Genomic DNA, 25,141 nt, shown 5'->3' with positions numbered 1-25,141 from the left:
GATACTGGTGCTCCGGGGCACCAGCATCGTGTCGCGACTACCGTCAGAGCTTGTAAAACGCCCGAATCAAATCCCAGGCTTCCTGGGGTTCATCGGTGTAGTGAAACAGGTTGAGGTCCTGCGCAGAGATGGTGCCTTCTTCCACCAGTACATCGAAGTTGATGAGGCGCTTCCAGTAGTCCGTGCCGAACAGCACAATGGGCACGGGCTTGGCCTTTTTGGTCTGGACCAGGGTCAGCACTTCAAACAGCTCGTCCAGCGTGCCAAAGCCGCCAGGGAAGGCCACCAGCGCCTTGGCACGCATCATGAAATGCATCTTGCGCAGCGCGAAGTAGTGGAACTTGAAGGACAGCGAGGGCGAGATGAAGCGGTTGCCGCTTTGCTCGTGGGGCAGGGCAATGTTCAGGCCCACGTTCAGTGCGCCCGCATCGTGGGCGCCCCGGTTGGCGGCCTCCATGATGCCCGGGCCGCCGCCGGTGCAGATGTAGATGCGGTCGGCAGGGCGCTGACGCTCGCTGTAGTCGGCCACCAGCTTGGCGAACTGGCGGGCCAGGTCGTAATAGCCCGCGTTGCGCACGGCCAGGCGTGCGCGGCGCACGCGCTCGGCATCGCCACTGGCTTCGGCGTCGGCCAGCTGGGCTGCGGCTTCGTCGGGCGCCACAAAGCGCGCACTGCCGTACACCACCACGGTGCTTTCAATGCCTTGTTCGGCCTGGCCCAGGTCGGGCTTGAGCATTTCGAGCTGAAAGCGGATGCCGCGCGTTTCGCGGCGGAACATGAATTCGGGGTCGGCAAAGGCCATGCGATTGGCATCGGCCTGCAGGGGGTTGCCGTTGTGGGCGTGGTTGTGCAGCTCGGCCCAGGCATCGGCCAGGCGGCGTTCATTGAGTTGGGTGTTGGCTTCCATGAGGGGCTCGCGTATCGGTAGGTGAACAGAGAAGAGCGGGGCAGCACCGGCAGCAGCAGGTTTGGGCCCATGCAGTGTGGCGTGGATTGATGACGAAATGACGTGCTAGTGCTGGAATATCAAGCGCGAGATGCTATGAAATACGAAGCACTTTGCATGCCAAGCACTGTGAGGCCCAGGGAGCCCAGCAGATGCAGTGCGGTGGTGCCCAGTGCCAGGGCGTAGCGCTGCACCATCAGCATCTCAACGACTTCGGCCGAGAAGCTGGAGAAGGTGGTGAGCGCGCCCAGAAACCCGGTGACCAGCGCCAGCCGCCACACAGGGTCCAACTGGGGCATGGCGTGGAACACGGCCACACACACGCCAATCAGGTAGCCGCCCACCAGGTTGGCGGCGAGGGTGCCCCAGGGAATCAGCCCGCCGGGGCTGAGCCACAGGCCCAGGCGCCAGCGCGCCAGTGCGCCCACACAGGCGCCGATGCAGATGGCAAGAACGTTCAACATCGGGGCATTGTCGCTGGATTTTGAGGCGTCGGACGGGCTGCTCTCCATCCCTCAAAACGCCAAGCGGGGCGTCCCCGGTGGGGGCGCCCCGCTTGGTCGTGTCTGCTGGTGGCCGGTATGTTCAGCGCGCCGACATCTGCTGTGGCAACCAGGTCACGATGCCAGGGAAGACATAGATCAACGCCACGGCGCCACACATCAGGAAGAACATGGGCATGGCCACCTTGGCAATCCAGGGCAGCTGGCGCCCCGTCATGCCCTGCAGCACAAACAGGTTGAAGCCCACGGGCGGTGTGATCTGCGCCATCTCCACCACCAGCACGATGAAGATGCCGAACCAGATTGGGTCGATGCCCGCAGCCTGCACCGTGGGCATGAGCACGCCCATGGTCAGCACCACCATCGAGATGCCATCCAGAAAGCAGCCCAGGATGATGTAGAAAACCGCCAGTGCCACGATGAGCTGCGCCTGGTTCAAGCCCAGCGACGCTATCCACTCCGCCAGGTGGCGCGGCAATCCGATGTAGCCCATGGCCAGCGTGAGGAACGCAGCACCCGCGAGGATCAGCGCGATCATGCAGTACAGGCGCGTGGCGCCCATCAGCGAGTCCTTGAACGTGCCCCAGGTCATCGAGCCCTGCACGGCCGACAGCACCAGCGAGCCCACCACGCCCACGGCCGCTGCCTCGGTGGCGGTGGCAAAACCGGTGTAGATGGAGCCCAGCACGGCTGCAATCAGCAGCACCACGGGGATCAGGCTGCGCGATTCCGACAGCTTTTGCATGAAGCTCATGCGCACATCGGCGGCGGGCACCTGCTCCGGGTGGCGCAGCGCCCACAGCATGATGTAGCCCGAGAAAAGTGCCGCCAGCAGGATGCCCGGCAGCACACCCGCAATGAACAGCTGCGAGATCGACACCTCGGCCGACACGCCGTACACGATCATGATGATGGACGGCGGGATCAACAGACCCAGCGTGCTGGCACCCGCCAGCGTGCCCACCACCATGTGTTCGGGGTAGCCCCGGCGCGTCAGCTCGGGCAGCGTCATCTTGCCGATGGTGGCGCAGGTGGCAGCGCTGGACCCCGACACAGCGGCAAAGATGGTGCAGCCCACCACGTTGGTGTGCAGCAGCCGGCCCGGCAGCGCCTGCACCCAAGGGGCCAGGCCCTTGAACATGTCTTGCGACAAGCGGGTGCGGAACAGGATTTCACCCATCCAGATGAACAGGGGCAGGGCCGTGAGCGTCCAGCTGGAGGCGCTACCCCAGATGGTCACTGCCATCGCATCGCCCGCCGGGCGGGCAGAGAACAGCTGCATGGCGATCCAGGCGACGCCGGAGAGGGTGAGCCCGATCCATACGCCGCTGCCCAGAATCAGGAACAGCGACAGTACGAGCAGGCCGGTTATGGCGAGGTCACTCATGGTTGGTTGTGCCAGGTTTATTCATTGCGCAATGCTTCGCCAGACGAGGCATCTACACGCTTGCCCATCATCTCCAGCACCAGCTCGTCCAGGAACGCGATGGCCAGAATCACCGTGCCCACGGCCATGGCGATCTGCGGAATCCACAGGGGTGTGGCGTCGCTGCTGGTGGAGATGTCGTGGAACTCGTGCGACTGCCAGGCCAGCTTGCAGCTGTACACCGCAAACAGCACGGCCAGCAGTGTGGCAATGGCCAAAGCCCAGATCTCGAACGCCTTCTTGGCGCCGCCCTTCAAAAAGTTGAGCAACAGCGTGACGCGGATGTGCTCGCCGCGCTTCAAGGTGTGGGCGAGCGCCAGAAAGCCCGATGCGGCCATCAGGTAACCCGCATAGGCGTCCGTGCCCGGCACGTGAAAGTGGAACTGCCGGCTGGCGATGGACAGCAGCACCATCCCCAACAAGCCGACCATGAAAAGCGCCGCCAGGGCGGCGGCGCTGTCGTACAGAAAGTCCAGCAGACGACGCATGTGCGTGGGCGCCTGGGCTTATTTGCGGTAGGCGTCGATGAGCGCCTTGCCTTCGGGGCCGGCCTTGTTCAGCCATTCCTTGAGCATGGTGTCACCCACCTTGGCCATGTCGGCCTTCAGTGCGGCCGGTGGTGTCACCACGTCCATGCCGTTGGCCTTGAGCTTGGCGACGGTGTCGGTGTTGACCTTGGCGCTGTTGGCCCAGCCGCGGGCTTCGGCGTCGGCACCGGCCTTCAGCAGCGCTTCCTGGCTGGGCTTGTCCAGCGCGTCAAACGCCTTCTTGTTCACCAGCACGGCGTTCTTGGGCAGCCAGGCCTGGGTGTCGTAGTAGAACTTGAGGTGCTCGTACAGCTTGCTGTCCACACCGGTGGCGCCCGAGGTCATTGTCGATTCGACCACGCCCGTGGCAAGGGCCTGCGAGAACTCCGCAGCCTGCACCGTCACGGGCTGGGCACCGACCAGCTCGGCAATGCGGGCGGTGGCAGGGCTGTAGGCGCGCCACTTGATGCCCTTGAGGTCAGCGGCAGAGGCCAGCGGCTTCTTGGTGTAGATGCCTTGTGGAGGCCAGGCCACCGCGTACAGCAACATCATTCCCTGCTCAGCCAGCTTCTTTTCCAGGAAGGGCTTTTGGGCGGCGTAGAGCTTCTTGGAGGCGTCGTAGCTGTCGGCCAGGAAGGGCAGGCCATCCACGCCAAACAGCTGCCATTCATTCTGGAAGTTGGCCAGCAGGATCTCGCCCATCTGCGCCTGGCCGCCTTGCACGGCGCGCTTGATTTCAGGGGCTTTGAACAGCGCGGCGTTGGCATGCACCGTGATCTTGAGCTTGCCGCCGGTGGCCTTGTCCACATCGCTGGCCAGCTGCACCATGTTCTCGGTGTGGAAGTTGGTGGCAGGGTAGGCGGCGGCCAGGTCCCACTTGGTCTGGGCAAATGCCGAGGTGGCAGACAGGCCCGCAGCCAGGGTCAGGGCGAGTGCGGTCACGGGGAAGATTCGACGCTTCATGGATATTGCTCCGCAGGGTTGTATGTACAAGGTTGGATGTAACAAATCACTGTATCGGAAGCCGATCCGATTGCGATAGGTGTTTTGCCTAAACGCTGACAAATTGCCAACAAATTACCATCGACTTGCCTACAATGCCCCATGCATATCCCGTGCCAATGACAGAACCCGCAGGCCTGAACCCGCCATGAAATCTGACGCCAAGCCCAAGGCCAAGTCCGCGCTTCCACCCAAAGCCGACTCCGGTCCCATCGTGTCATCGGCGCACTTGGTGTCGGCGCAGAGCGCAGAGATGAGCGAGTTCGAGTTCGGCCTCATCGTGGCGGGCAACGCGTTCCACCGCTGGGTGGTGCACTGCATGGCGGCGGCGGGTCTCAAGGACCTGACGCCGCTCGACGTGGTGGTGCTGCACCACGTCACGCACCGTGCGCGCGACAAGCGACTGGCCGACATCTGCTTCATCATGAACGTGGAAGACACGCACCTGGTGAACTACTCGCTCAAAAAGCTGCAGACCCTGGGCGTGGTCGCCTCGCAGAAGAACGGCAAGGAAGTCACCTATGCCGCCACCGACACCGGCCGCGCCTATGTGCAGCGCTACCGCGAGATCCGCGAGAGCTGCCTCATCGATGCCTTGAATGCCGATGACGCGCTCAACCGCGACATCGGCGAACTGGCCCGTTTGCTGCGTGTGCTCTCGGGCATGTACGACCAGGCGGCGCGATCGGCGGCGTCGTTGTGACCCTGGACCTCCGATTTTTGGATTTTTGAATGAAAAGCGGCTGTAGCGCAGGTACCGATTGCGCTGGCAGCTATTGATTAGATAGCATCACCATGTCCCAACAAGCTTCTTCTTTGGCCCGCTGGCAGTTCTGGATCGACCGGGGCGGCACCTTCACCGATGTGGTGGGCAAGCGCCCGGACGGCACTCTGGTCACGCACAAGCTGCTGTCCGAGAACCCCGAGCAGTACAAGGACGCTGCCGTGGCGGGCATTCGCCACCTGCTGGGCCTGCAGCCCGGCGAGCCGGTCACGCCCGCGCTGGTGGAGTGCGTGAAGATGGGCACCACGGTGGCTACCAACGCCCTGCTGGAGCGCAAGGGCGAGCCCACGCTGCTCATCACCACCAAGGGCTTCAAGGACGCGCTGCGCATTGCCTACCAGAACCGCCCACGTTTGTTTGACCGCCACATCGTGCTGCCCGAGCTGCTGTACGAGCGCGTGGTGGAAGCCCAGGAGCGCATGGGCGCGCAGGGTGAGGTGATCGAGCCGCTGGACGAAGACCACCTCAAGGAACGCCTGTGGGCCGCCTACGACGCGGGCCTGCGCAGCGCGGCCATCGTGTTCATGCACGGCTACCGCTACACCGCACACGAAGAGGCTGCGGCCCGCATTGCGCGCGAAATGGGCTTCACGCAGGTGAGCGCATCGCACGCCACCAGCCCCATGATGAAGCTGGTGAGCCGGGGCGACACCACCGTGGTCGATGCCTACCTGTCGCCTATCCTGCGCCGTTATGTGGACCAGGTGGCGAGCGAAATGCCGGGCGTCAAGTTGTTCTTCATGCAGTCGTCGGGGGGCCTCACGGACGCGCAGGTGTTCCAGGGCAAGGACGCGATCTTGAGTGGACCCGCAGGCGGCATCGTCGGCATGGCCCGGACAGCGGAGCTGGCCTTTCGCAGTGACCCGGCGGGGTTGGCGGGCCACGCGAAGGTCATCGGCTTTGACATGGGCGGCACCAGCACCGATGTGAGCCACTACGCGGGCGAGTTCGAGCGCGAGTTCGAGACCCAGGTGGCCGGTGTGCGCATGCGTGCGCCCATGATGAGCATCCACACCGTGGCGGCCGGTGGTGGCTCCATCCTCGGCTTTGACGGCGCGCGCTTCCGCGTCGGCCCCGAGAGCGCGGGTGCCAACCCTGGCCCCGCCAGCTACCGCCGGGGCGGCCCGCTGGCCGTGACCGATGCGAATGTGATGGTGGGCAAGATCCAGCCCGCGCATTTCCCCAAGGTGTTTGGCCACGCTGCCAACGAGGCGCTGGATGGCGACGCAGTGGCGCGCAAGTTTGGCGATCTTGCCGAGCAAACCGGGCGCAGCGCCGAGGATGTGGCCCACGGCTTTATCCAGATTGCTGTGCAGCAGATGGCCAATGCCATCAAGAAGATCAGCGTAGCGCGAGGGTATGACGTGACGCGCTACACACTGCAGTGTTTTGGCGGCGCGGGCGGCCAGCACGCGTGTTTGGTGGCCGACGCGCTGGGCATGACCCGCGTGTTTGTGCACCCGCTGGCCGGTGTGCTCAGTGCCTACGGCATGGGCCTGGCGGACCAAAACGTGATCCGCGAACAGGCCGTGGAAACGAAGCTGGTGCCTGAGGCACTCGCGGGCATCGAGGCCACGCTGGACCAACTGGCTACCACCGCACGCACCGAGCTGGAGCGCCAGCAGGTGGGCGCAGGCACAGCCGTGGTGCACCGCCGCGTGCATGTGCGCTACGAGGGTAGCGACTCTGCGCTTATCGTGCCGTTCGGCTCGTTGGCCGAGATCACCGCAGGCTTTGAAGCCGCATACCGCCAGCGCTTTGCCTTTCTCATGCAGGGCAAGGGCCTGGTGGTGGAGGCCGTATCGGTCGAGGCCGTGGTGCCCGGCGACGCGCCCGTGGAGCCACGCCATGCGCTGCAGCCCGCACGCGAGGTGCCGCGCCGCAGCACCGTGCGCATGTACACCGGTGGCGTGGACGGCGTGCCCGCGTGGCACGACGCGGCCCTGGTGGTGCGCGAGGACCTGCGCCCCGGCGACGTGATCCCCGGCCCGGCCATCATTGCCGAGAAGAACGCCACCACCATCGTGGAGCCCGGCTGGGAAGCGCAGCTCACCGAGCTGGACCACCTGCTGCTCAACCGCCGCGTGGCGCGCGCTGTGCAGCATGCGGTGGGCACCACCGTGGACCCGGTGCTGCTGGAGGTGTTCAACAACCTGTTCATGAACATCGCGGAGCAGATGGGGCTGCAGCTGCAGAACACGGCGTACTCCGTCAACATCAAGGAACGCCTTGACTTCAGCTGCGCGCTGTTCGACACGGCGGGCAACCTGATTGCCAATGCGCCGCACATGCCCGTGCACCTGGGCTCCATGGGCGAGAGCATCAAGACGGTGATCCGCGAGAACGCGGGCAAGATGCAGCCCGGCGACGTGTTCGTGCTCAACGACCCGTACCACGGCGGCACGCACCTGCCGGACATCACGGTCATCACGCCGGTCTATATCGCTGATGAAGCCACGCCCACGTTCTATGTGGGCAGCCGGGGCCACCACGCGGATGTGGGCGGCACCACGCCGGGGTCGATGCCGCCGTTCTCCACGCGCATCGAGGAAGAGGGCGTGCAGATCAACAACGTGAAGCTGGTGGAGCGTGGCGTACTGCGCGAGGCGGAGATGATTGCGCTGCTCGAAAGCGGCGAATACCCCAGCCGCAACCCGCAGCAGAACATGGCGGACCTGCGCGCGCAGATCGCAGCGAATGAGAAGGGCCAGCAGGAGCTGCGCCGCATGGTGGCCGAGTTTGGGTTGGACGTGGTGCAAGCCTACATGCGCCATGTGCAGGACAACGCCGAAGAATCTGTGCGCCGCGTCATCACGCGCTTGAAGGACGGGCAGTTCACCCTGCCGCTGGACAACGGCGCGCAGATCAGTGTGGCCGTTAAGGTGGATGCGCAAAGCCGCAGCGCCACCATCGACTTCACCGGCACCAGCCCGCAGCAGACCAACAACTTCAACGCGCCCACGGCGGTGTGCATGGCGGCGGTGCTGTACGTGTTCCGCACTCTGGTAGATGACGACATTCCGCTGAACGCCGGGTGCCTCAAGCCGCTCAACGTCATCATCCCGCCGGGGAGCATGCTCAACCCCAACCCCCCAGCCTCGGTGGTGGCGGGCAATGTGGAGACCTCCACCTGCATCACCAACGCGCTGTACGGCGCGCTGGGCCTGATGGCGGCGGGGCAGTGCACCATGAACAACTTCACCTTTGGCAGCACGCGCTACCAGTACTACGAGACCATCTCGGGTGGCAGCGGCGCGGGTGGGGTATGGGATGCGAACGGGCAACTGGCGGGCGGTTTTGACGGCACCAGCGTCGTGCAGTGCCACATGACCAACTCGCGCCTGACGGACCCCGAGGTGCTGGAGTTCCGCTTTCCGGTGCGGCTGGAGGGCTACGAGATCCGCAAGGGCTCGGGCGGTGCGGGGCAGTACAAAGGTGGTGATGGCGGCATTCGCCGCGTGCGCTTTCTGGAGCCGATGACGGCCAGCATCTTGTCCAACGGCCGCCACCATGGCGCGTTTGGCATGGCGGGTGGCCAGCCAGGCGCGGTGGGCATCAACAAGGTGGTGCGCAGCGATGGCCGGGTGGAGCTGCTGGACCACATCGGCCAGGCCGAGATGGCGCCGGGCGATGTGTTTGAGATCCACACCCCCGGCGGCGGCGGGTTTGGCGTGCCAGGGGCGAAATAAGAGCCAAAACCGCTGCAGGCGCATGTTTTATATGCACCTGCAGCTATCAAATCAGGAGTGTTTGATCAGGGTGAGGTGATCAGGAGTCTTTGGCTTCTGTGCTGCCATCCACCTCGGGCTGGCTCAGGCTGGGTGGCACATCACGCCCGGCCTGCCGGGCGCGGAACAGCGCCGCGCGCATCAGAAAAATCGACATGATGGGCACCGTGATCGCCACGAACACGGCAATCAGCAGCGCATGCAGCGCCAGGCTGCTGTCGGCCACCGAGAAGTACAGCACCGTGCCGTGCATGATCAGCCAGCAGCCCAGCGTGGCGATGATGGAGGGGGCGTGTACCCGTTCAAAAAACGTGGGCAGCCGCAGCAGTCCGATGGAGCCCAGCAGGGCCAGCGCAGCACCTGCCAGCACCAGCACGGCCACGATGATTTCCAGCCACAGCGGAAGAACCGCCGTGACGGTGGTGGCAGCGTCGGTCATTCGATCACCTCGCCGCGCAGTAAAAACTTGGCCATGGCCATGGAGCCGACAAAGCTGAACAGCGCCAGCAGCAGCGCGGCCTCGAAGTAGTTCTTGCTGCCGTAGAGCAGACCCAGCACCAGCATCATCAGCATGCCGCTCAGGTACATGCAGTCCAGCGCCAGCACGCGGTCTTGCGCGGACGGGCCCTTGAGCAGTCGGATCAACGCACAGCCCATGGCCAGTGCGAGCATGAGCAGGGCGGCCGGCAGGGCCCAGTCCAGCACGGGGGTCATTCAAAAATCTCCATCAAGGGGGCCTCGTAGCGCTGCTTCACCTCAGCGATTACCGTGGCGGGGTCGTCCAGCTCCAGCACGTGCAGCAGCAGCATGCTGCGGTCCAGCGAAATCTCGGCCCACGCGGTACCGGGCGTGATGCACACGATCATCGCCAGAACAGCCAAGGCGTTGGGGTCCCGCACATCCAGCGGAATGTGCACAAAGCCCGCTGGGTGGCGCCTGCGGCCGGGCGCCAGCAGCAGGCCGGCCACGGCCAGGTTGGACCGGGTAGTGTCTGCCACCACCGTGAGTGCCAGGCGCAAGACGGTGCCTGGCTTGCGAATGCGCACCGGCAGCGGGCGCAGCCCGGCCGTCAGCAGCGGGATGGCCAGTGCCAGCACGGCGCCGAGCACCAGGTGGCCTGCACTCAGACTGCGGTTGAGCAGCAGCCACAGGCCCAGCAACGCCAGCGAGAGCAGCGGCGCCGGCACCAGGCGCCGCAACAGACCGGGGCGCGGGGAAACGGCTGGGGCGTTGGATGCCGTCGATGGGCCTGGCTGGGTCATGGCTTGCTCCCCGGTGGCAGGGTTTCAGGCGCTGCTGCAGGCGAAGGTGCGACGGGCGCCGCGGTCATCACCGCACGCACGTAGGTGCCGGGCGCATGCAGGGCATCGGCCGTGGCCTGGGTGTAGCGCATCACTGCACCGGCTTGCCACACCAGCGCCACACACGCCAGCAGCAGCAGGGCAATGGGCAGCCCCTCCAGCACCAGCAGCTGCGGTGAAGCCCGGCCCTGGGCCGACCAGAAATGGCGAATGCCCGCGCGCGTGAGCGCCAGCAGTGCCAGCAGCCCCGAGCCCACCAGCAGCGCCACCAGCGTCCAGCCCGCAGCGCCCAGGCGGAAGCCCTGGGCCGCACCCAGCCCCAGCGGGTTGAGCAGTGCATGGACCATGGCGAACTTGCCCACAAAGCCGGGCAGGGGCGGCAGGCCCGCAATCACCAGCGTGCAGGCCATGAACGCCAGGCCCAAAAAGGCCGCAGCGGCAGGGATGACCTGGCCGATCAGCGCCTGTTCCTTGTCGTCCAGGTTCATGCCCTCCGTGGGCACCAGATCGGCCGATAGAAACGGAGCGTCGTCGGTCTGCTCGTACGGCGCGAGGTTGGCTCCGTCATTGCGCCAGCGGTCGATCAGGTCGGTAAGCAGGAACAGCGCGCTCACAGCCAGCGTGGAGCTGAGCAGGTAGTACAGCAGCCCGCTGGTGAGCAGGTTTTGTCCGAAGCCGACAGCGGCCAGCAGCGTGCCCGATGACAACACGGCGCTGGACCCGGCCAGATGCCCCAGGCGCTGCGATCCCAGCATGCCAATGGCGCCAAACGCCATGGTCAGCATGCCGCCGCCAATGAGCCACTGGCTGCCAAACAGCGCGGATTCACCGGCCTCGGCGCCAAACAGCAGCGTCCACAGCCGCAGCACGCTGTACACGCCCACCTTGGTCATGAGCGCAAACAGCGCACCCACGGGCGCGGTGGCCGCGCTGTAGGCGGGCACCAGCCAGAAGTTGAGCGGCCACACGGCGGCCTTGATCAGGAAGGCCACTGCCAGAATGGCAGCGGCCGCGTGCAGCAGACCCCGGTCTGCCACGGCCACACCCGCAATGCTCTGCGCCAGGTCGGCCATGTTGAGCGTGCCGGTGATGCCGTAGAGCATCGACACCCCGATGAGGAACAGCGACGACGCCGCGAGGTTGATGGCGATGTAGTGCAGCCCCGCCGACACGCGCGGGCGGCCCGAGCCGTGCAGCAGCAGCCCATAGGACGCCGCCAGCATGATCTCGAAGAACACGAACAGGTTGAACAGGTCGGCCGTGAGAAACGCCCCGGCCAGCCCCATGAGCTGGAACTGGAACAGCGGGTGAAAGTGCACGCCCGCCCGGTGCCAGCGCGCGGCCGAGAACAGCACCGTGGCCAGCGCCACCGTGCTGGTCAGCACCAGCATCATGGCCGACAGGCGGTCGATGACCAGCACGATGCCGAACGGCGCCGGCCAGTTGCCCGGCAGGTACACGCCCAGGCTGGTCTGCACGCTGGGCTCCTTGGCCTGCACCAGCAGCAACACAGCCACCACCAGGCCCACCAGGGTCGAGGTGATGTTGAGCGTGACCTTGGTGCGCTGGCGTTCCTCGCGCAGCAGCAGCATGAGCCCGGCCGTGAGCAGGGGCAGTGCAATGGGCGCAAGGATCAGGTGCGGCATCAGCCACGCGGTGATCGATGCGGTGATGCTCATGCCTCCCGTCATGGCATTTCCTGCACGTCTTTACCCTTGGTGCCGTCCACATGGTCGGTGCCGGCCATGCCACGCGATGCCAGCAGCACCACCAGGAAGAGCGCGGTCATGGCAAAGCCGATCACGATGGCCGTGAGAGTGAGCGCCTGGGGCATGGGGTCGGCATAGTGGGCCAGGTCTTGCGGCACCCCGGGCTGCAGCACGGGCTCCTTGTCAATCGCGAGGCCCAGGCGGCCCATGCTGAAGATGAACAGGTTGACGGCGTACGACAGCAGCGACAGGCCCATGATGACCTGGAAGGTACGCGGCCGCAGCAGCAGCCAGACGCCGGATCCGGTGAGCACACCAATGGCCAAGGCCAGTATCAGTTCCATGGGCCTTCTCCTGGTGTGGCGGCGGCCTGGGCTTCTTCGGCCGCGCGTGCGTTGTTGTAGCGGTGGCTGCGCACCGACTGGTGGGCAATGCCGGTGAGGATGAGCATGGTGGAGCCCACCACCAGGGTGAACACGCCGATGTCGAAGAACAGTGCGCTGGCCACATGGATCTCACCCACCACGGGCAGCGAAAAATGCGCCGTGTGGCTGGTCAAAAACGGATAGCCCCAGGCCAATGCGCCCAGGCCCGTGGCCAGTGCGGCGAGCAGGCCCACGCCGATCCAGCGGCGCGGGTACAGCGGCAGATGCGCCTCGACCCACGAGGTGCCCGAGACGATGTACTGCAGCAGCAGCGCTACCGAGAACACCAGCCCCGCCACAAAGCCACCGCCGGGCTCGTTGTGGCCGCGCATGAAGAGGTAGACCGCAACCAGAGTGGCAAACGGCAGCATCAGCCGCACCAGAACGGCGGGCACCATGAGGTAGCCCACGGCGGTGTCGGCAGTCTGGCGTGGGTTGGCGAGGTCGGTGTCCACATCGGCGGGCAGTGCGCGCTGCTGGGGCGGCAGGTCCATCACCTCGCGCGCAGGGCGGAAGCGCCGCAGCAGCGCATACACCGTGAGCGCCACAATGCCGAGCACCACGATCTCGCCAAAGGTGTCAAAGCCCCGGAAGTCCACCAGCATGACGTTGACCACGTTGGTGCCGCCCCCTTCGGTAAGCGCACGCTCCAGAAAAAAGGTGGAGGTGCTGTCGGGGAACGGGCGGCTCATCATCGCGAACGACAGCAGCGCCATGCCACCACCCGCAGCCAACGTCAGCGCCATGTCGCGGTAGCGGCGCAGCTGGGTGCGGCGCTCTTCGGCCAGCGTGGGCACGCGCAGGCTCTCGTCGCGCCGCGGCAGCCAGCGCAGGCCCAGCAGAATGAGGATGGTGGTCACCACCTCCACCACGATCTGTGTGAGCGCCAGGTCGGGCGCCGAGAACCACAGGAAGGTCAGGCACACGCACAGCCCGGAGCCACCGAGCAGCGTCAGGGCGGCCAGCCGGTGGTATTTGGCCTGCCAGGCTGCCGCGACGGCGCACACGGCGCCCAGCAGCCACAGCAGCGCAAAGGCAGGCGACAGCGGGAGCTGCACCCGGTCGCCAATGGGCAGGCCCCGCGCCCACAGGGGCAGGGTGCCCGCCACCAGCGCAGCGCACACCAGCCACAGCATCTGCCACTGCAAGCGACCGGTGCCCAGCAGGCGGCGGCCATTGCGGCCCACGAGGCTGAGCAGGGCCAGCGTGGCCTCAAAGGCCCGCTGGCCACTGATGCGGCGCATGACGGGTGGCGCATCGATGGCACCCTTTTCGCGCTGCCAGCGCAGCAGGGCGTAGAGCGCAATACCCCCGCCCAAAGCCACCAGGCTCATCACAAAGGGTGTGTTGAAGCCATGCCAGACCGCCAGGCTGTAGGTGGGCAGCTCGCCACCCACCACGGGCCGTGCGGCAGCGGCCAGGTAGGCCCCCACCGACCACGCGGGCAGCGTGCCCACCACCAGGCAGGCCAGCACCAGCAGTTCCACCGGCACGCGCATCCAGTGCGGGGGCTCGTGGGGATGACGCGGCAGGTCCGTAGCGGGCGGGCCGAAGAAAACATCCACCGTGAAGCGCAGCGAATACGCCACGCTGAACATGCCGGCCACCGTGGCGGCCACCGGCAGCAGCCATTCGAGCAATGGCGTGGTGTTCACGTACACCGTCTCGGCAAAGAACATTTCCTTGGAGAGGAAGCCGTTGAGCAGCGGCACGCCCGCCATGGCCGCGCTGGCCACCATGGCCAGGGTGGCGGTGATCGGCATCATGGTGCGCAGGCCCGACAGGCGGCGTATGTCGCGCGTGCCGCTTTCATGGTCCACGATGCCCACGGCCATGAACAGCGAGGCTTTGAAGGTCGCGTGGTTCATGATGTGGAAGACCGCTGCAACGGCCGCCAGCGGGCTGTTCAGGCCCAGCAGCAGGGTGATCAGGCCCAGGTGCGAGATGGTCGAGTACGCCAGCAGCCCCTTGAGGTCGTTCTGGAACATGGACGCGTAGCCGCCCACCAGCAGAGTGGCCAGGCCCGCGCCGCCCACCAGCCAGAACCACTGCTCGGTGCCCGCCAGCGCGGGCCACAGGCGCGCCAGCAGAAACACGCCGGCCTTGACCATGGTGGCTGAGTGCAGGTACGCCGACACGGGTGTGGGCGCGGCCATGGCGTTGGGAAGCCAGAAGTGGAAGGGGAACTGCGCGCTCTTGGTCAGCGCGCCCAGCAGAATCAGGACAAGTGCGGTGGTGTAGAGCGGGTGGTTCTGGATGAGCTGGGCCGCAACCAGCACATGGTCCAGGTCGTAGCTGCCGACGATGTGGCCCAGCACCAGCATGCCCGCCAGCATGGCCAGGCCGCCTGTACCGGTCACCGTCAGAGCCATGCGTGCGCCACGCCGGGCATCCTTGCGGTGGTGCCAGTAGCCGATCAGCAGGAAGGAGAACAGGCTGGTCAGCTCCCAGAAGAACGCGATCTGGATGATGTTGCCCGACAGCACTACGCCCGCCATCGCGCCCATGAAAGCCAGGAAGAATGAGAAGAAGCGCGGCACTGGGTCTGCGGGCGACATGTAATAGCGCGCGTACAGCACCACCAGGCTGCCCACGCCCAGCACCAGCATGCAGAACATCCACGCAAAGCCATCCATGCGGATGACGAGGTTCAGACCCAGCGCGGGCAGCCAGGCCAGCTCTTGCCGGATCACGCCGCCGTCCGCAATCTCCGGGAAGTACAGCGCCGCCTGGGCTGTGCAGAACACCGCGATAAGTCCCGCCAAGGTGGACTCTGTATTGCGGGCGTTGGACGGCAGAACCGCTGCCAGCAGGCTGCCGATGAAGGGGAGAAGGATGAGGGTGATCAGGGGCATGCGCGATTGATTTTAGGGGCAGCCCCTAAAAACCCTGCCCGGCCCTCGCTGTTGGCTATGCCATGCCGCAAAAAAACAAGCCCGCTGGAGCGGGCTTGCTGCTTGTGAAGCGTGCTTAGTTTTTGCTAGCGCCTGTTGCTGGGGCGGGCGCTGCCGGTGCCGCCGTCGCCGTGGCAGGTGGTGTGGCTGGCGTGGTTGCCGTTGCGGACTCCTTGTCAGCGCTGCCACGGGCTTTGCGGTCTGCGGTGTGGCGGCTGCTGTGCTTCTTATTGTTCTTAGCTTCTGCCTTGGCTGCAGCTGCCGCGCTGTACTTCTTGCCGTTGACGGTCAGGCCCTCTTTGGAGAAGTTGACGGCACTCTTGTTGCCCACGCCACCCACACGGCCGATGAAGTCGGCCCAGTCTTTGAAGGGCGCGCTTTGGCGCTCTTGCAGGATGCGGCCCGACAGGCCGGGGCCGATGCCCTTGATGCCGTCGAGTTCAGCCTCGGTAGCGGTGTTCACGTCCACGGCGGCCCAGGCGGCGGTAGCGAGCAGGGTGGCAACCAGCAGGGTCAGTAGTTTCTTCAGCATGGCGAGGAGCTTAGGGTGTTGAGGGATACGGCTCTTAGAGTTCTTCGACCCGGCGCGCCGGGTAGCTGTCCCAGGTTTGGCAGCCGGGGCATTGCCAGAAATGCTGGCGCGCTTCAAAACCGCAGGCCGCGCAGCGATAGCGGGTGAGCGGCTTGACGGCATGGTCCAGCGCGCGTTGGACCTGGGGGTGGAATTCTTCGTGCTCCAGCTTTTCGGTGGCCAGCCATTTGGCGGCGGCGACCAGAGAGCGTTCCTTGTCCAGGTGCTCCACATAACGCTGGCGGGCAGACGGGCGGGTGGCCTCGTCGGCAGCCTCCATCGCCACGATGCTTTCCAGCACGTCCAGCGAAGGTGCTTGCGCATAGTGGGCCTGCAGCAGGGCGTGGACTTCGGGCGTGCGGCCAGTGGCTGTTGCGGCTTCGACCATCAGCGGGGCGGCCAGGGGAAGCGCAGCGGGGTTGCGCTCGCCCAGCGTTTTGAGGGTGGACAGCACGGCGGCCGGCTGGCCCATCAGGCGTTGCAGGCGCGCCAGTTCGATGCGCGCGCGCGCTGCCTCGGGGGCGGCCGCCACGGCCTGGTCCAGCAGGGCCTGCGCGCCCGGCAGGTCGCCCTGCGCGATCAGCGCCAGGGCCTGCTCGCACAGGTAGTGCGCCTGCCGCGTGCTGAAGTCGCCCTGGTCGGCGGCGTGCATCTTGCGGGCAATGCTGGCGGCATGGGGCCAGTCGCGCGAGCGTTCGTAAATGGCGAGCAGCGCCAGGCGGGCCTGGGCCTCGAACGGGGTGCCCTCCAGGCGCTGCAGCGCGTCTTCGGCGCGGTCGAGCAGCCCGGCCTTCAGGAAGTCGAGGGCCAGCGCATGCTGGGCGCGCTCGCGGTCGGTACGGGAGAGGTCGCCGCGCGAGAGCAGATGCTCATGCACCCGCACAGCGCGGTCGTACTCGCCCCGGCGGCGAAACAGGTTGCCCAGGGCGAAGTGCAGCTCGGAGGTGTCGGGGTCGTTCTGCACGGCCTCGATGAAGGCGTCGATTGCCTGGTCCTGCTGCTCGTTGAGCAGGAAGTTCAGGCCCTTGAAGTAGGCCTTGGGCGCGCGGCGGTTTTCGGCGCGCAACTGGCGCAGATCGAACCGCGACGCCAGCCAGCCCAGCACAAAGGCCAGCGGTAAGCCCAGCAGTATCCAGCTCAGGTCAAATTCCATGGATCGAGGGCAGGTCAGGAGGTGGTGGGGGCACTGCCGGGGTGGCGCTGGCGGCGGGGGGCGCTGCGGGCGCAGGTGCCACAACGACTGCGGCCTGGGCGCGACGGGCCGCGTTACGGTGGCGCCACCAGCGCGGTACCATGCCCAGGGCCCCGACGACCAAGCCTGCGGCGAACGCGGTCAGCACCACCAGCACCAGCGGCGCGCGCCATTGCGTGCCAAAGAAGAAGTGCACGGTCGCGTCCTGCTGGTTGTTCAGCGCGAAGGCGAAGAGCGTAAAAAAAATGGCTGCCTTCAGCAGCCACAGGAGGTATTTCATCGGTCTCCCCAGTGGTGGGGCGATTCTAAGAGCTTGGCGCAATAGGCCTGCGCATTGCTGCACGAAGGACAATACAAGCCAAAACGGCAGCAGGCGCTAGTGAATCATGCGCTCGCTGCTATCAATTTCATATCAACTGCCCAGGGTACCTGTGGCAGGCGGGGCCTTTTCTTCCATTTCGGCCGTGCGTTTGTCCACGGCTTCGCGCAGGGCCTTGCCTGGCTTGAAATGCGGCACACGCTTTTCGGGAATGGCCACAGCCTCGCCGCTGCGCGGATTGCGGCCCATGCGGGGAGGGCGGTGGTTGACCGAGAAGCTGCCAAAGCCCCGGATCTCGATGCGGTGCCCGCGCACCAGGGCCTCGCCCACGGCGTCCAGAATGGTCTTGACGGCGTATTCGGCATCCCGGTGGGTGAGCTGACCGAAACGGGCGGCCAGTTCTTCGACGAGGTCTGAGCGGGTCATGGAATCTTGGGACATAGGCAGTCAGTCTTGGCTGAAAAAAGAGCGGGCGCCGAGGCGCCCGCTGTCTGACCGTTTAACGGGTCAGCGCTTTACTTTTCCGAGTTGTCCAGCTTGGCGCGCAGCAGGGCGCCCAGGCTGGTCGTGCCGGCGCTTTCGCGGCTCGATTGCTGGCTCAGGTTGGCCATGGCGCCTTGTTCGTCAGCCATGTCCTTCTGCTTGATCGACAGCTGGATGTTGCGGGTCTTGCGATCCACGTTCACCACCACGGCCGTGACTTCGTCGCCTTCCTTCAGCACGTTGCGGGCATCTTCCACGCGGTCGCGGGAGATTTCCGAAGCGCGCAGGTAGCCCACGATGTCTTCGCCGAGGTCGATTTCAGCGCCACGGGCGTCCACGGTCTTGACCTTGCCGGTCACCGTCTGGCCCTTGTCGTTCACGGTCACGAAGGTCGTGAATGGGTCGCCGTCGAGTTGCTTGATACCCAGGGAGATGCGCTCACGGTCCACGTCCACAGCCAGAACGATGGCTTCGACTTCCTGGCCCTTCTTGTAGTTGCGCACAGCGGATTCGCCGGGCTCGTTCCAAGACAGGTCAGACAGGTGCACCAAGCCGTCGATACCGGCAGCCAGACCCACGAACACGCCGAAGTCGGTGATGGACTTGATGGGGCCCTTCACGCGGTCGCCGCGCTTGGTTTCCTGTGCAAACTCTTGCCATGGGTTGGCCTTGCACTGCTTCATGCCCAGGCTGATACGGCGCTTGTCTTCGTCGATTTCCAGAACCATGACTTCGACTTCGTCGCCCAGCGAAACCAGCTTGGCGGGAGCGATGTTCTTGTTGGTCCAGTCCATTTCAGAGACGTGCACCAGGCCTTCGATGCCGGGTTCAAGTTCGACGAACGCGCCGTAGTCGGCAATGTTCGTGATCTTGCCGAACAGGCGGGTGCCTTGGGGGTAGCGGCGGTTTACGCCCATCCATGGGTCGTCGCCCATTTGCTTCAGACCCAGGGACACGCGGTTCTTTTCGGTGTCGAACTTCAGGATCTTGGCAGTGATTTCCTGGCCAGCGGTCACCACTTCGGAGGGGTGACGCACGCGGCGCCATGCCATGTCGGTGATGTGCAGCAGGCCGTCGATGCCGCCCAAGTCCACGAACGCACCGTATTCGGTGATGTTCTTGACCACGCCCTGAACGATGGAGCCTTCCTTCAGGGTTTCCATCAGCTTGGCGCGCTCTTCGCCCATGGAGGCTTCCACCACAGCGCGGCGGCTCAGCACCACGTTGTTGCGCTTGCGGTCCAGCTTGATGACCTTGAATTCCATGGTCTTGTTTTCGTACGGCGTCAGATCCTTGATCGGACGGGTATCGATCAGCGAGCCGGGCAGGAATGCGCGGATGCCGTTGACCAGAACGGTCAGGCCGCCCTTGACCTTGCCGGACGTGGTGCCGGTGACGAATTCGCCGGATTCCAGGGCCTTTTCCAGGCTCATCCAGGAAGCCAGACGCTTGGCGGTGTCGCGCGACAGGATGGTGTCGCCGTAGCCGTTTTCGATGGAGCCAATGGCCACCGAGACGAAGTCACCCACTTGGACTTCGACTTCGCCCTTGTCGTTCTTGAACTCTTCCAGCGGCACGTAGGCTTCGGACTTGAGGCCAGCGTTCACGACCACGAAGTTGTGCTCGACGCGCACGACTTCAGCGGTGATGACTTCGCCTGGGCGCATTTCCGTGCGCTGCAAGGATTCTTCAAAAAGGGCGGCAAAAGATTCGGACATGTGTTTCCTTGCCACAAACAGGATTCCGGCAGCACCATTGCTACCGTTTTTATAGCTGCTTGCGGTGGTTTTTTGCGGTAGAACCGCGGGTTAGGTTATCGATCCACACAACCTGTGCGCTGACGCGCGAGAGGAGCTGCGTGGGCCTGTGGCAAGGCCTTTCGGCACTGCCTGGAGCCCGAGGGCTCCACATTGTCAGCGCTGCGCAGAAACTGCGAAGGGCTGACGCTCCTGCCACCAGGCCAATACTTGTTCGACGGCTTGTTCAATCGTCAAATCGGAGTTGTCCAGGACCAGAGCGTCCTGCGCGGGCTTGAGAGGTGCAACACTCCGGGAGCTGTCCCGGGCGTCGCGCGCTTCCAGATCCGCGCGAAGGTCTTCGATACTAGCCGAAAAACCCTTAGAAATCAACTGTTTATAACGGCGCTCTGCGCGGCAGGCGGCGCTGGCCGTGAGATACACCTTCAAGGGGGCCTCGGGGAAGATCACGGTGCCCATGTCGCGCCCGTCGGCCACCAGCCCCGGCAGGCGCTGAAAGCTGTGCTGCAGATCGACCAGCGCAGTGCGCACGGCGGGCAGGGCGGACACACGGGACGCGTTCATACCGGCTTCTTCGGTCCGTATGGCTTCGGTCACGTCGTCGCTGCCCAGCCACACCTTGCCGCCCTCAAACCGCACCGGCAGCGTCTGGGCCAGGGTGGCGATCCGGGCTTCGTGGTCAGCGTCTATGGCCAAACCTGCCCGCAGCGCGGCCAGGGCGGTGATGCGGTACATCGCGCCGGAGTCCAAAAAGCGATAGCCCAGCCGCTGCGCCACCGCCGCGGCCACCGTGCCCTTGCCCGAGGCCGTGGGGCCGTCGATGCAGATCACCGGGATGTGGGCGGTCTCGACCTGGGCGACCGAGAACAGGGCCTCGAAGTAGTCCGGGAAGGTCTTGGCCACGCACTTGGGGTCTTCGATGCGCACCGGCAGACGCGCCGGGTTGAATGCGGCCAGCGAGAAGCACATGGCCACGCGGTGGTCGTCGTAGGTGTGGATGCTGGCAGCCTTCCAGTCGGTGACCTGGGCCGGGGGCGTGACGCGGATATAGTCCGCGCCTTCCTCCACCGTGGCGCCGAGCTTGCGTAGCTCGGTGGCCATGGCGGCGATGCGGTCGGTTTCCTTCACGCGCCAGCTGGCGATGTTGGTCAGCGTGGTGGTGCCCTGGGCATACAGCGCCATCACGGCCAGCGTCATGGCGGCGTCGGGAATGTGGTTGCAGTCCAGGTCAATGGCGTTCAGGGGCCACGCGCCGCGTTCAATCTGCAGCCAGTTGGGGCCGCCGGTGACCACGGCGCCCATGGCCCGGGCCGCTTCGACAAAGCGGATGTCGCCCTGGATCGAATCCAGGCCCACGCCCTGAATCTTGATGCCTTTTTGGCCGCTAGTGCTAGAAGTAATTGCGCCAAGCGCGATGAAATAACTAGCGGATGAGGCGTCTGCCTCCACATGGATGCTGCCTGGCGACTGATAGCGGCTGCCTGCCGGGATGGTGAAACGCTGCCAGTTCTGGTGCTCGACCACAATGCCAAAGCGCGCCAGCAGTTGCAGGGTGATGGCGATGTAGGGCTTGGAAATCAGCTCGCCCACCACCTCGATCACGATGGCCTGCGTGCCCGCCGCCAGCGGCAGCGCCATGAGCAGGGCGGTGAGGAACTGGCTGGATACATCGCCGCGCACTCGGATGGGCTCTGCCAGTGCCAGCGCAGGCACGCCCTGGCCATGGGCAATCTTGAGCGGCGGGTAGCCGTCGTTGCCCAGGTAGTCGATCTGGCAGCCCAATTGGCGCAGCGCATCGATGAGATCGCCGATGGGGCGCTCGTGCATGCGCGGCACGCCAGACAGCTCGAACTCGCCGCCCAGCAGCGCCAGCGCCGCCGTTAGTGGGCGCATGGCCGTGCCCGCATTGCCCAGGAACAGCTTGGCGGGGGATTGGGGCACGCGGCCACCCAGGCCGGTGATGTGCACCGTGCTGCCTGCTTCATCCACCGTGCACCCGATCTGGCGCAGGGCGTCCAGCATCACGCGCGTGTCGTCGGACGCCAGCAGGTCGTGCACGGTCGTGGTGCCATTGCTCAGCGCAGCCAGCAGCAGCACACGGTTGGAGATGCTCTTGGAGCCTGGCAGGTGGACTTCACCCGCAGCGGCTTGCAAAGGGGGGAGATCGAGGAATGCGGTGCTGTACATCAGTGTCTTTCGTCCATTGGTGCAAGCGCCCTTCATTACTGGCGCAGGCCCATCCCAGTGCACCCGTGGAACTGGCTTTGCCAGGCCACCGGGTGCGTCCCCCTTGGGGGAAGGCGCCGTAGGCGACTCAGGGGGTTATTTTCTCTTCGCGCCCATGCGCCAATGCGCCCGGGTTTCGCTGGCCAAGGTCAGCATGTCTTCAAGCGCCTGGGCATTGCCTTTTTCCATGGCCTGCTCGATGTTGCGCAGTGCCTGCTGGAACAGCTTGGACTGGGCAATCAGCTCGTCGCGGTTGGACAGCAGGATGTCGCGCCAGACCTTGGGATCGCTGGCGGCAATGCGGGTGAAGTCGCGGAACCCGGGGCCCGCGAGCGACAAAAAGTCATCGCCGTGCGTCTGGCCGGTGATGCTGTTCATCATCGCAAACGCCAGCAAATGGGGCAGGTGGCTGACGGCGGCAAAGGCCGCGTCGTGCGACTCTGGCGACATGCTGGTCACGCGGCAGCCCAGGGCAGTCCAAATCTTTTCGGCGTCCTGCAGCTGGGCCGTCAAGGTGCGCTCGGTGGGGGTCAGGATCACCTGGCGCCCGCTGTACAGGTCGGCTTCGGCGTGTTCCACACCTGACACTTCGCGCCCCGTGATGGGGTGTGCGGGCACAAAGGAGCCCACCTGGTCCCGCAGCGAGCGCTGCGCGGCCTGCACCACATCGGACTTGGTCGACCCCACGTCCATGATCAGCATCTGGGGGGTGACAAGGTGCTTGATGGCCTTGAGGGTGGCTTCGGTAGCCGCCACGGGGACTGCCACCAGCACAATGTCTGCGCCTGCCACGGCCAGCAGGGCAGAGGGTGCCTCGACGTCGATCACGCCCAGCTGGCGGGCGCGGTCGGTGGTGGAGGGCGACTTGCTGTACCCCACCACGCGCTTGACCAACCCGGCCTTCTTCATGGCCAAGGCGAACGAGCCTCCCATGAGTCCGCAGCCGATCAGCCCCAATTGTTCGAACATGGCGACGGCTCCTTATGACGAGACAGGGTAGGTCCCCAGGACCTTGTAGAACGCGCACAGGCTGCGCAGTTCTTCCAGCGCCCGTGCCACATGGGGCTGGGCGGGGTGACCGTCGAGATCAATGTAGAAGTAGTACTCCCACTGGCCGGTGCGGGCTGGGCGCGACTCAAAGCGCGTCATGGACACACCGTGCGTCTTGAGCGGCACCAGCAAGTCATGCACAGCGCCGGGCCGGTTGGGCACCGAGACCACCAGGCTGGTGCAATCCTTGCCGGATGGAGGCGGTGTCTGCAGCGTGTGTGGCAGGCAGATGATGGCGAAACGCGTGCGGTTGTACGCGTCGTCCTGAATGGCGTGGGAGACGATGTGCAGGCCGAACTGGGTGGCCGCGCGCTCGCTGGAGAGGGCCGCCCAGGCAGGGTTGGTGGTAGCCAGCCGCGCGCCTTCGGCGTTGCTGGACACCGGGCGGCGCTCGGCGTGCGGCAGGTGCTTGGACAACCAGGCCTGGCATTGGGCCAGCGCCTGCGGATGGGCCAGCACCACCTCGATGCCGTCCAGCGAATTGCTGGTGCGCAGCAGGTTGTGGCGCACCAGCAGGCTGACCTCGCCGACCACATGCGTAGGTGTGTGCAGGAACAGGTCGAGCGAGCGGGTGACCACACCCTCGGTGGAGTTCTCCACGCCCACCACGCCGTACTGCGCGCTGCCCGCCGCCGTGGCGTGGAATACCTCGTCAAAGTTGGCGCAGTACATCAGGTCGGCAGCACCGCCGAAGAATTCAATCGCGGCCTGTTCGCAGAATGTCCCCTCCGGGCCGAGCACCGCCACGCGCTGGGGCGATTCGAGCGCCAGGCAGGCGGACATGATTTCGCGCCAGATGGCAGCCACATGCGGGCCCTTGAGCGGGCCGGGATTGGCGTTGGTGATCTTCTCAATGACCTGTGCCACGCGGTCGGGGCGGAAGAAAGGCGTGCCTTCGCGCTTTTTGACCTCGCCCACCTGTTCGGCCACCAGCGCCCTCTGGTTCAGCAGCGTGAGCAGTTGCTGGTCGATGCTGTCGATTTGCACGCGCAGGCTGGCGAGGTCGGGTGAGGCTTGCGGATTGTTCATGGACGGTGGGGTAGCGGTGCGTGCTCGGGGAGCCGTTTTCTGTTGCTGTCGTGTCGGGTGCGCGCTCAGGCGTGCTTCTGCTCAAATTCTCGCATGTAGTCCACCAGCGCCTGCACGCCCGCCAGCGGCATGGCGTTGTAGATGCTGGCGCGCATGCCACCCACGGACTTGTGGCCCTTGAGCTGCAGCAGACCGCGCTCCTTGGCGCCGGCCAGGAAGGCGTCGTTGCGGCTTTCATCGCGCAGGAAGAACGGGATATTCATGCGCGAGCGGCAGTTGGCCGCCACTTTGTTGACGTACAGCTGCGATTGGTCGATGGCGTTGTACAGCAGCGTCGCCTTGGCAATGTTGCGCTGCTCCATGGCGGCCACGCCGGTCAGGCCACCTTCGGTCTGGCGCTTGAGCCACTGGAAGGTCAGCCCTGCAATGTAGATGCCCCAGGTGGGCGGCGTGTTGTACATGGACTGGTTGTCAGCCACGATTTTGTAGTCGAAGGCGCTGGGGCAGGCGGGGAGGGCGTGGCCCAGCAGGTCTTCGCGCACGATCACCAGCGTGAGGCCAGCGGGCCCCAGGTTCTTTTGCGCGCCGCCAAAAGCCAGGCCCACGCGGCTCCAGTCCACGGGCCGCGAGGCCACGTGCGACGAGAAATCGATCACCAGAGGCGCATCGCTGCCCAGCGCCTTGAGGTCGGGCAGCTGGTGGAACTCGGTGCCGTGGATGGTTTCGTTGCTGCACAGGTGCAGGTAGCTCGCACCCCGGCTTACCGTCCAGGAGGCTGGGTCCGGCACGGTGGTAAAGCCCGTGTCTTCGCCCGTGGCGACGATGTTGACTTCGGACGCGTATTTGCGTGCTTCCTTTTGCGACTTCTGGCTCCAGCTGCCGGTCACCACAAAATCAACCACACCTGCGCGCGACAGGTTGAGCGGAACGATGGCGTTTTCGGCCAAGCCACCGCCTTGCATGAAGAGGATCTTGAAATGCGACGGAACGGCCAGCAGCTCGCGCAGGTCGGCTTCCGCCTTTTCGTAGATAGATAGAAACTCCTTGCCGCGGTGGCTCATCTCCATCACGCCCGTGCCACTACCGTGCCAGTCCAGCATCTCGGCGGCGGCTTGTTCCAGGACTTCGGAGGGGATGGCGGCGGGGCCAGCGGAGAAGTTGTAAGGACGTGTCATGTTCAGGGCTAAAAATGCATCAGGCGCTTATTCAATAAGCGCCTGATGCTTTGCTTTTGATAGCATTTGCGGGGCGTCTTCACGCCCTGCGGTG

22 protein-coding genes are annotated in these 25,141 nt (G+C 65.2%); 2 read left to right on the top strand and 20 right to left on the bottom strand.

From position 1 onward, the window contains the following. Positions 1-43 precede the first annotated feature (43 nt). The 5 genes from C380_RS13685 to C380_RS13665 all read right to left on the bottom strand — a co-directional run bounded on the left by C380_RS13685 (position 44) and on the right by C380_RS13665 (position 4,365). The gene (locus C380_RS13685; RefSeq protein ID WP_015014451.1) at positions 44-907 is read right to left on the bottom strand and encodes a TIGR00730 family Rossman fold protein; all 864 of its coding nucleotides are present in this window, start codon (positions 905-907) and stop codon (positions 44-46) included. 119 nt (positions 908-1,026) lie between these two features. Beyond that, positions 1,027-1,410, bottom strand: coding sequence for a fluoride efflux transporter CrcB (gene crcB / locus C380_RS13680; RefSeq protein WP_043565422.1), 384 nt, complete (start codon positions 1,408-1,410; stop codon positions 1,027-1,029). 121 nt (positions 1,411-1,531) lie between these two features. Continuing rightward, positions 1,532-2,836 carry a TRAP transporter large permease gene (locus C380_RS13675; protein WP_015014449.1) on the bottom strand — a complete coding sequence of 435 codons (1,305 nt, stop codon included), beginning with the start codon at positions 2,834-2,836 and terminating at the stop codon, positions 1,532-1,534. A 17-nt stretch (positions 2,837-2,853) separates the two neighbouring features. Further along, positions 2,854-3,363, bottom strand: a complete 510-nt coding sequence (locus C380_RS13670) for a TRAP transporter small permease (protein ID WP_015014448.1) — start codon at positions 3,361-3,363, stop codon at positions 2,854-2,856. Between the two features lie 18 nt (positions 3,364-3,381). Next, positions 3,382-4,365, bottom strand: a complete 984-nt coding sequence (locus tag C380_RS13665) for a TRAP transporter substrate-binding protein (protein ID WP_015014447.1) — start codon at positions 4,363-4,365, stop codon at positions 3,382-3,384. A gap of 187 nt (positions 4,366-4,552) precedes the next feature. Between C380_RS13665 and C380_RS13660 the strand changes: the two genes are divergently transcribed. Both C380_RS13660 and C380_RS13655 read left to right on the top strand, forming a co-directional pair. Continuing rightward, positions 4,553-5,107 (top strand): winged helix DNA-binding protein, encoded by a 555-nt coding sequence (locus C380_RS13660; RefSeq protein ID WP_015014446.1) that lies wholly within the window; start codon positions 4,553-4,555, stop codon positions 5,105-5,107. Between the two features lie 92 nt (positions 5,108-5,199). Continuing rightward, the gene (locus tag C380_RS13655; protein ID WP_043565419.1) at positions 5,200-8,877 is read left to right on the top strand and encodes a hydantoinase B/oxoprolinase family protein; all 3,678 of its coding nucleotides are present in this window, start codon (positions 5,200-5,202) and stop codon (positions 8,875-8,877) included. A gap of 79 nt (positions 8,878-8,956) precedes the next feature. Here the strand turns inward: C380_RS13655 and mnhG are convergent, their stop codons facing one another. The 15 genes from mnhG to serC form a co-directional block, all read right to left on the bottom strand. After that, the gene (gene mnhG, locus C380_RS13650; RefSeq protein WP_015014444.1) at positions 8,957-9,355 is read right to left on the bottom strand and encodes a monovalent cation/H(+) antiporter subunit G; all 399 of its coding nucleotides are present in this window, start codon (positions 9,353-9,355) and stop codon (positions 8,957-8,959) included. Further along, positions 9,352-9,630, bottom strand: coding sequence for a K+/H+ antiporter subunit F (locus C380_RS13645; RefSeq protein ID WP_015014443.1), 279 nt, complete (start codon positions 9,628-9,630; stop codon positions 9,352-9,354). The genes mnhG and C380_RS13645 overlap by 4 nt, the downstream gene beginning before the upstream one ends. Next, complete coding sequence (locus C380_RS13640) at positions 9,627-10,178, bottom strand: Na+/H+ antiporter subunit E (protein ID WP_015014442.1); 552 nt, start codon at positions 10,176-10,178, stop codon at positions 9,627-9,629. Before C380_RS13640 ends, C380_RS13645 begins: the two co-directional genes overlap by 4 nt. Continuing rightward, positions 10,175-11,896, bottom strand: coding sequence for a monovalent cation/H+ antiporter subunit D (locus tag C380_RS13635; RefSeq protein ID WP_043566578.1), 1,722 nt, complete (start codon positions 11,894-11,896; stop codon positions 10,175-10,177). Before C380_RS13635 ends, C380_RS13640 begins: the two co-directional genes overlap by 4 nt. Before the next feature lie 8 nt (positions 11,897-11,904). Beyond that, on the bottom strand, positions 11,905-12,270 hold the full coding sequence (locus tag C380_RS13630; protein ID WP_015014440.1) for a Na+/H+ antiporter subunit C: 366 nt from the start codon (positions 12,268-12,270) through the stop codon (positions 11,905-11,907). Then, a complete protein-coding gene (locus C380_RS13625) occupies positions 12,261-15,206 on the bottom strand; it encodes a monovalent cation/H+ antiporter subunit A (RefSeq protein ID WP_015014439.1) in 2,946 nt (981 codons plus the stop codon). The genes C380_RS13630 and C380_RS13625 overlap by 10 nt, the downstream gene beginning before the upstream one ends. 115 nt (positions 15,207-15,321) lie before the next feature. After that, positions 15,322-15,777 (bottom strand): helix-hairpin-helix domain-containing protein, encoded by a 456-nt coding sequence (locus C380_RS13620; RefSeq protein ID WP_015014438.1) that lies wholly within the window; start codon positions 15,775-15,777, stop codon positions 15,322-15,324. Between the two features lie 34 nt (positions 15,778-15,811). Further along, entirely contained in the window at positions 15,812-16,969 is a 1,158-nt protein-coding gene (gene lapB / locus C380_RS13615) for a lipopolysaccharide assembly protein LapB (RefSeq protein ID WP_015014437.1), read from the bottom strand. Beyond that, positions 16,959-17,288: a lipopolysaccharide assembly LapA domain-containing protein gene (locus C380_RS13610; protein ID WP_015014436.1), complete on the bottom strand. Its 330-nt coding sequence runs from the start codon at positions 17,286-17,288 to the stop codon at positions 16,959-16,961. The genes lapB and C380_RS13610 overlap by 11 nt, the downstream gene beginning before the upstream one ends. A gap of 132 nt (positions 17,289-17,420) precedes the next feature. After that, positions 17,421-17,753, bottom strand: coding sequence for an integration host factor subunit beta (locus tag C380_RS13605; protein ID WP_043565417.1), 333 nt, complete (start codon positions 17,751-17,753; stop codon positions 17,421-17,423). Between the two features lie 89 nt (positions 17,754-17,842). Next, a complete protein-coding gene (gene rpsA / locus C380_RS13600; protein ID WP_015014434.1) occupies positions 17,843-19,528 on the bottom strand; it encodes a 30S ribosomal protein S1 in 1,686 nt (561 codons plus the stop codon). A gap of 195 nt (positions 19,529-19,723) precedes the next feature. Next, positions 19,724-21,754 (bottom strand): bifunctional 3-phosphoshikimate 1-carboxyvinyltransferase/cytidylate kinase, encoded by a 2,031-nt coding sequence (locus C380_RS13595; RefSeq protein WP_015014433.1) that lies wholly within the window; start codon positions 21,752-21,754, stop codon positions 19,724-19,726. A 135-nt stretch (positions 21,755-21,889) separates the two neighbouring features. Continuing rightward, complete coding sequence (locus tag C380_RS13590) at positions 21,890-22,762, bottom strand: prephenate dehydrogenase (protein ID WP_015014432.1); 873 nt, start codon at positions 22,760-22,762, stop codon at positions 21,890-21,892. Positions 22,763-22,774: 12 nt separating this feature from the next. Next, positions 22,775-23,872 carry a prephenate dehydratase gene (pheA, locus tag C380_RS13585; RefSeq protein WP_015014431.1) on the bottom strand — a complete coding sequence of 366 codons (1,098 nt, stop codon included), beginning with the start codon at positions 23,870-23,872 and terminating at the stop codon, positions 22,775-22,777. 65 nt (positions 23,873-23,937) lie between these two features. Continuing rightward, positions 23,938-25,047, bottom strand: a complete 1,110-nt coding sequence (gene serC / locus C380_RS13580) for a 3-phosphoserine/phosphohydroxythreonine transaminase (RefSeq protein ID WP_015014430.1) — start codon at positions 25,045-25,047, stop codon at positions 23,938-23,940. Between the last annotated feature and the right edge of the window lie 94 nt (positions 25,048-25,141).

The organism is Acidovorax sp. KKS102, assembly GCF_000302535.1.
Classification (GTDB): Bacteria; Pseudomonadota; Gammaproteobacteria; order Burkholderiales; family Burkholderiaceae_C; genus Acidovorax.
Note: the sequence above shows the minus strand (reverse complement) of the source record. Positions and strands in the feature narration are given on the sequence as shown.

Bases quoted from the DNA above. Each gene is read 5' to 3' on its own strand.
- crcB (WP_043565422.1), bottom strand. From the start codon at position 1,410: ATGTTGAACGTTCTTGCCATCTGCATCGGCGCCTGTGTGGGCGCACTG.
- C380_RS13675 (WP_015014449.1), bottom strand. From the start codon at position 2,836: ATGAGTGACCTCGCCATAACCGGCCTGCTCGTACTGTCGCTGTTCCTG.
- C380_RS13635 (WP_043566578.1), bottom strand. From the start codon at position 11,896: ATGAGCATCACCGCATCGATCACCGCGTGGCTGATGCCGCACCTGATC.
- C380_RS13685 (WP_015014451.1), bottom strand. From the start codon at position 907: ATGGAAGCCAACACCCAACTCAATGAACGCCGCCTGGCCGATGCCTGG.
- C380_RS13640 (WP_015014442.1), bottom strand. From the start codon at position 10,178: ATGACCCAGCCAGGCCCATCGACGGCATCCAACGCCCCAGCCGTTTCC.
- C380_RS13590 (WP_015014432.1), bottom strand. From the start codon at position 22,762: ATGTTCGAACAATTGGGGCTGATCGGCTGCGGACTCATGGGAGGCTCG.
- C380_RS13660 (WP_015014446.1), top strand. From the start codon at position 4,553: ATGAAATCTGACGCCAAGCCCAAGGCCAAGTCCGCGCTTCCACCCAAA.
- mnhG (WP_015014444.1), bottom strand. From the start codon at position 9,355: ATGACCGACGCTGCCACCACCGTCACGGCGGTTCTTCCGCTGTGGCTG.
- pheA (WP_015014431.1), bottom strand. From the start codon at position 23,872: ATGAACAATCCGCAAGCCTCACCCGACCTCGCCAGCCTGCGCGTGCAA.
- C380_RS13605 (WP_043565417.1), bottom strand. From the start codon at position 17,753: ATGACCCGCTCAGACCTCGTCGAAGAACTGGCCGCCCGTTTCGGTCAG.
- rpsA (WP_015014434.1), bottom strand. From the start codon at position 19,528: ATGTCCGAATCTTTTGCCGCCCTTTTTGAAGAATCCTTGCAGCGCACG.
- C380_RS13630 (WP_015014440.1), bottom strand. From the start codon at position 12,270: ATGGAACTGATACTGGCCTTGGCCATTGGTGTGCTCACCGGATCCGGC.
- C380_RS13645 (WP_015014443.1), bottom strand. From the start codon at position 9,630: ATGACCCCCGTGCTGGACTGGGCCCTGCCGGCCGCCCTGCTCATGCTC.
- C380_RS13625 (WP_015014439.1), bottom strand. From the start codon at position 15,206: ATGCCCCTGATCACCCTCATCCTTCTCCCCTTCATCGGCAGCCTGCTG.
- lapB (WP_015014437.1), bottom strand. From the start codon at position 16,969: ATGGAATTTGACCTGAGCTGGATACTGCTGGGCTTACCGCTGGCCTTT.
- C380_RS13655 (WP_043565419.1), top strand. From the start codon at position 5,200: ATGTCCCAACAAGCTTCTTCTTTGGCCCGCTGGCAGTTCTGGATCGAC.
- C380_RS13670 (WP_015014448.1), bottom strand. From the start codon at position 3,363: ATGCGTCGTCTGCTGGACTTTCTGTACGACAGCGCCGCCGCCCTGGCG.
- serC (WP_015014430.1), bottom strand. From the start codon at position 25,047: ATGACACGTCCTTACAACTTCTCCGCTGGCCCCGCCGCCATCCCCTCC.
- C380_RS13610 (WP_015014436.1), bottom strand. From the start codon at position 17,288: ATGAAATACCTCCTGTGGCTGCTGAAGGCAGCCATTTTTTTTACGCTC.
- C380_RS13595 (WP_015014433.1), bottom strand. From the start codon at position 21,754: ATGTACAGCACCGCATTCCTCGATCTCCCCCCTTTGCAAGCCGCTGCG.
- C380_RS13620 (WP_015014438.1), bottom strand. From the start codon at position 15,777: ATGCTGAAGAAACTACTGACCCTGCTGGTTGCCACCCTGCTCGCTACC.
- C380_RS13665 (WP_015014447.1), bottom strand. From the start codon at position 4,365: ATGAAGCGTCGAATCTTCCCCGTGACCGCACTCGCCCTGACCCTGGCT.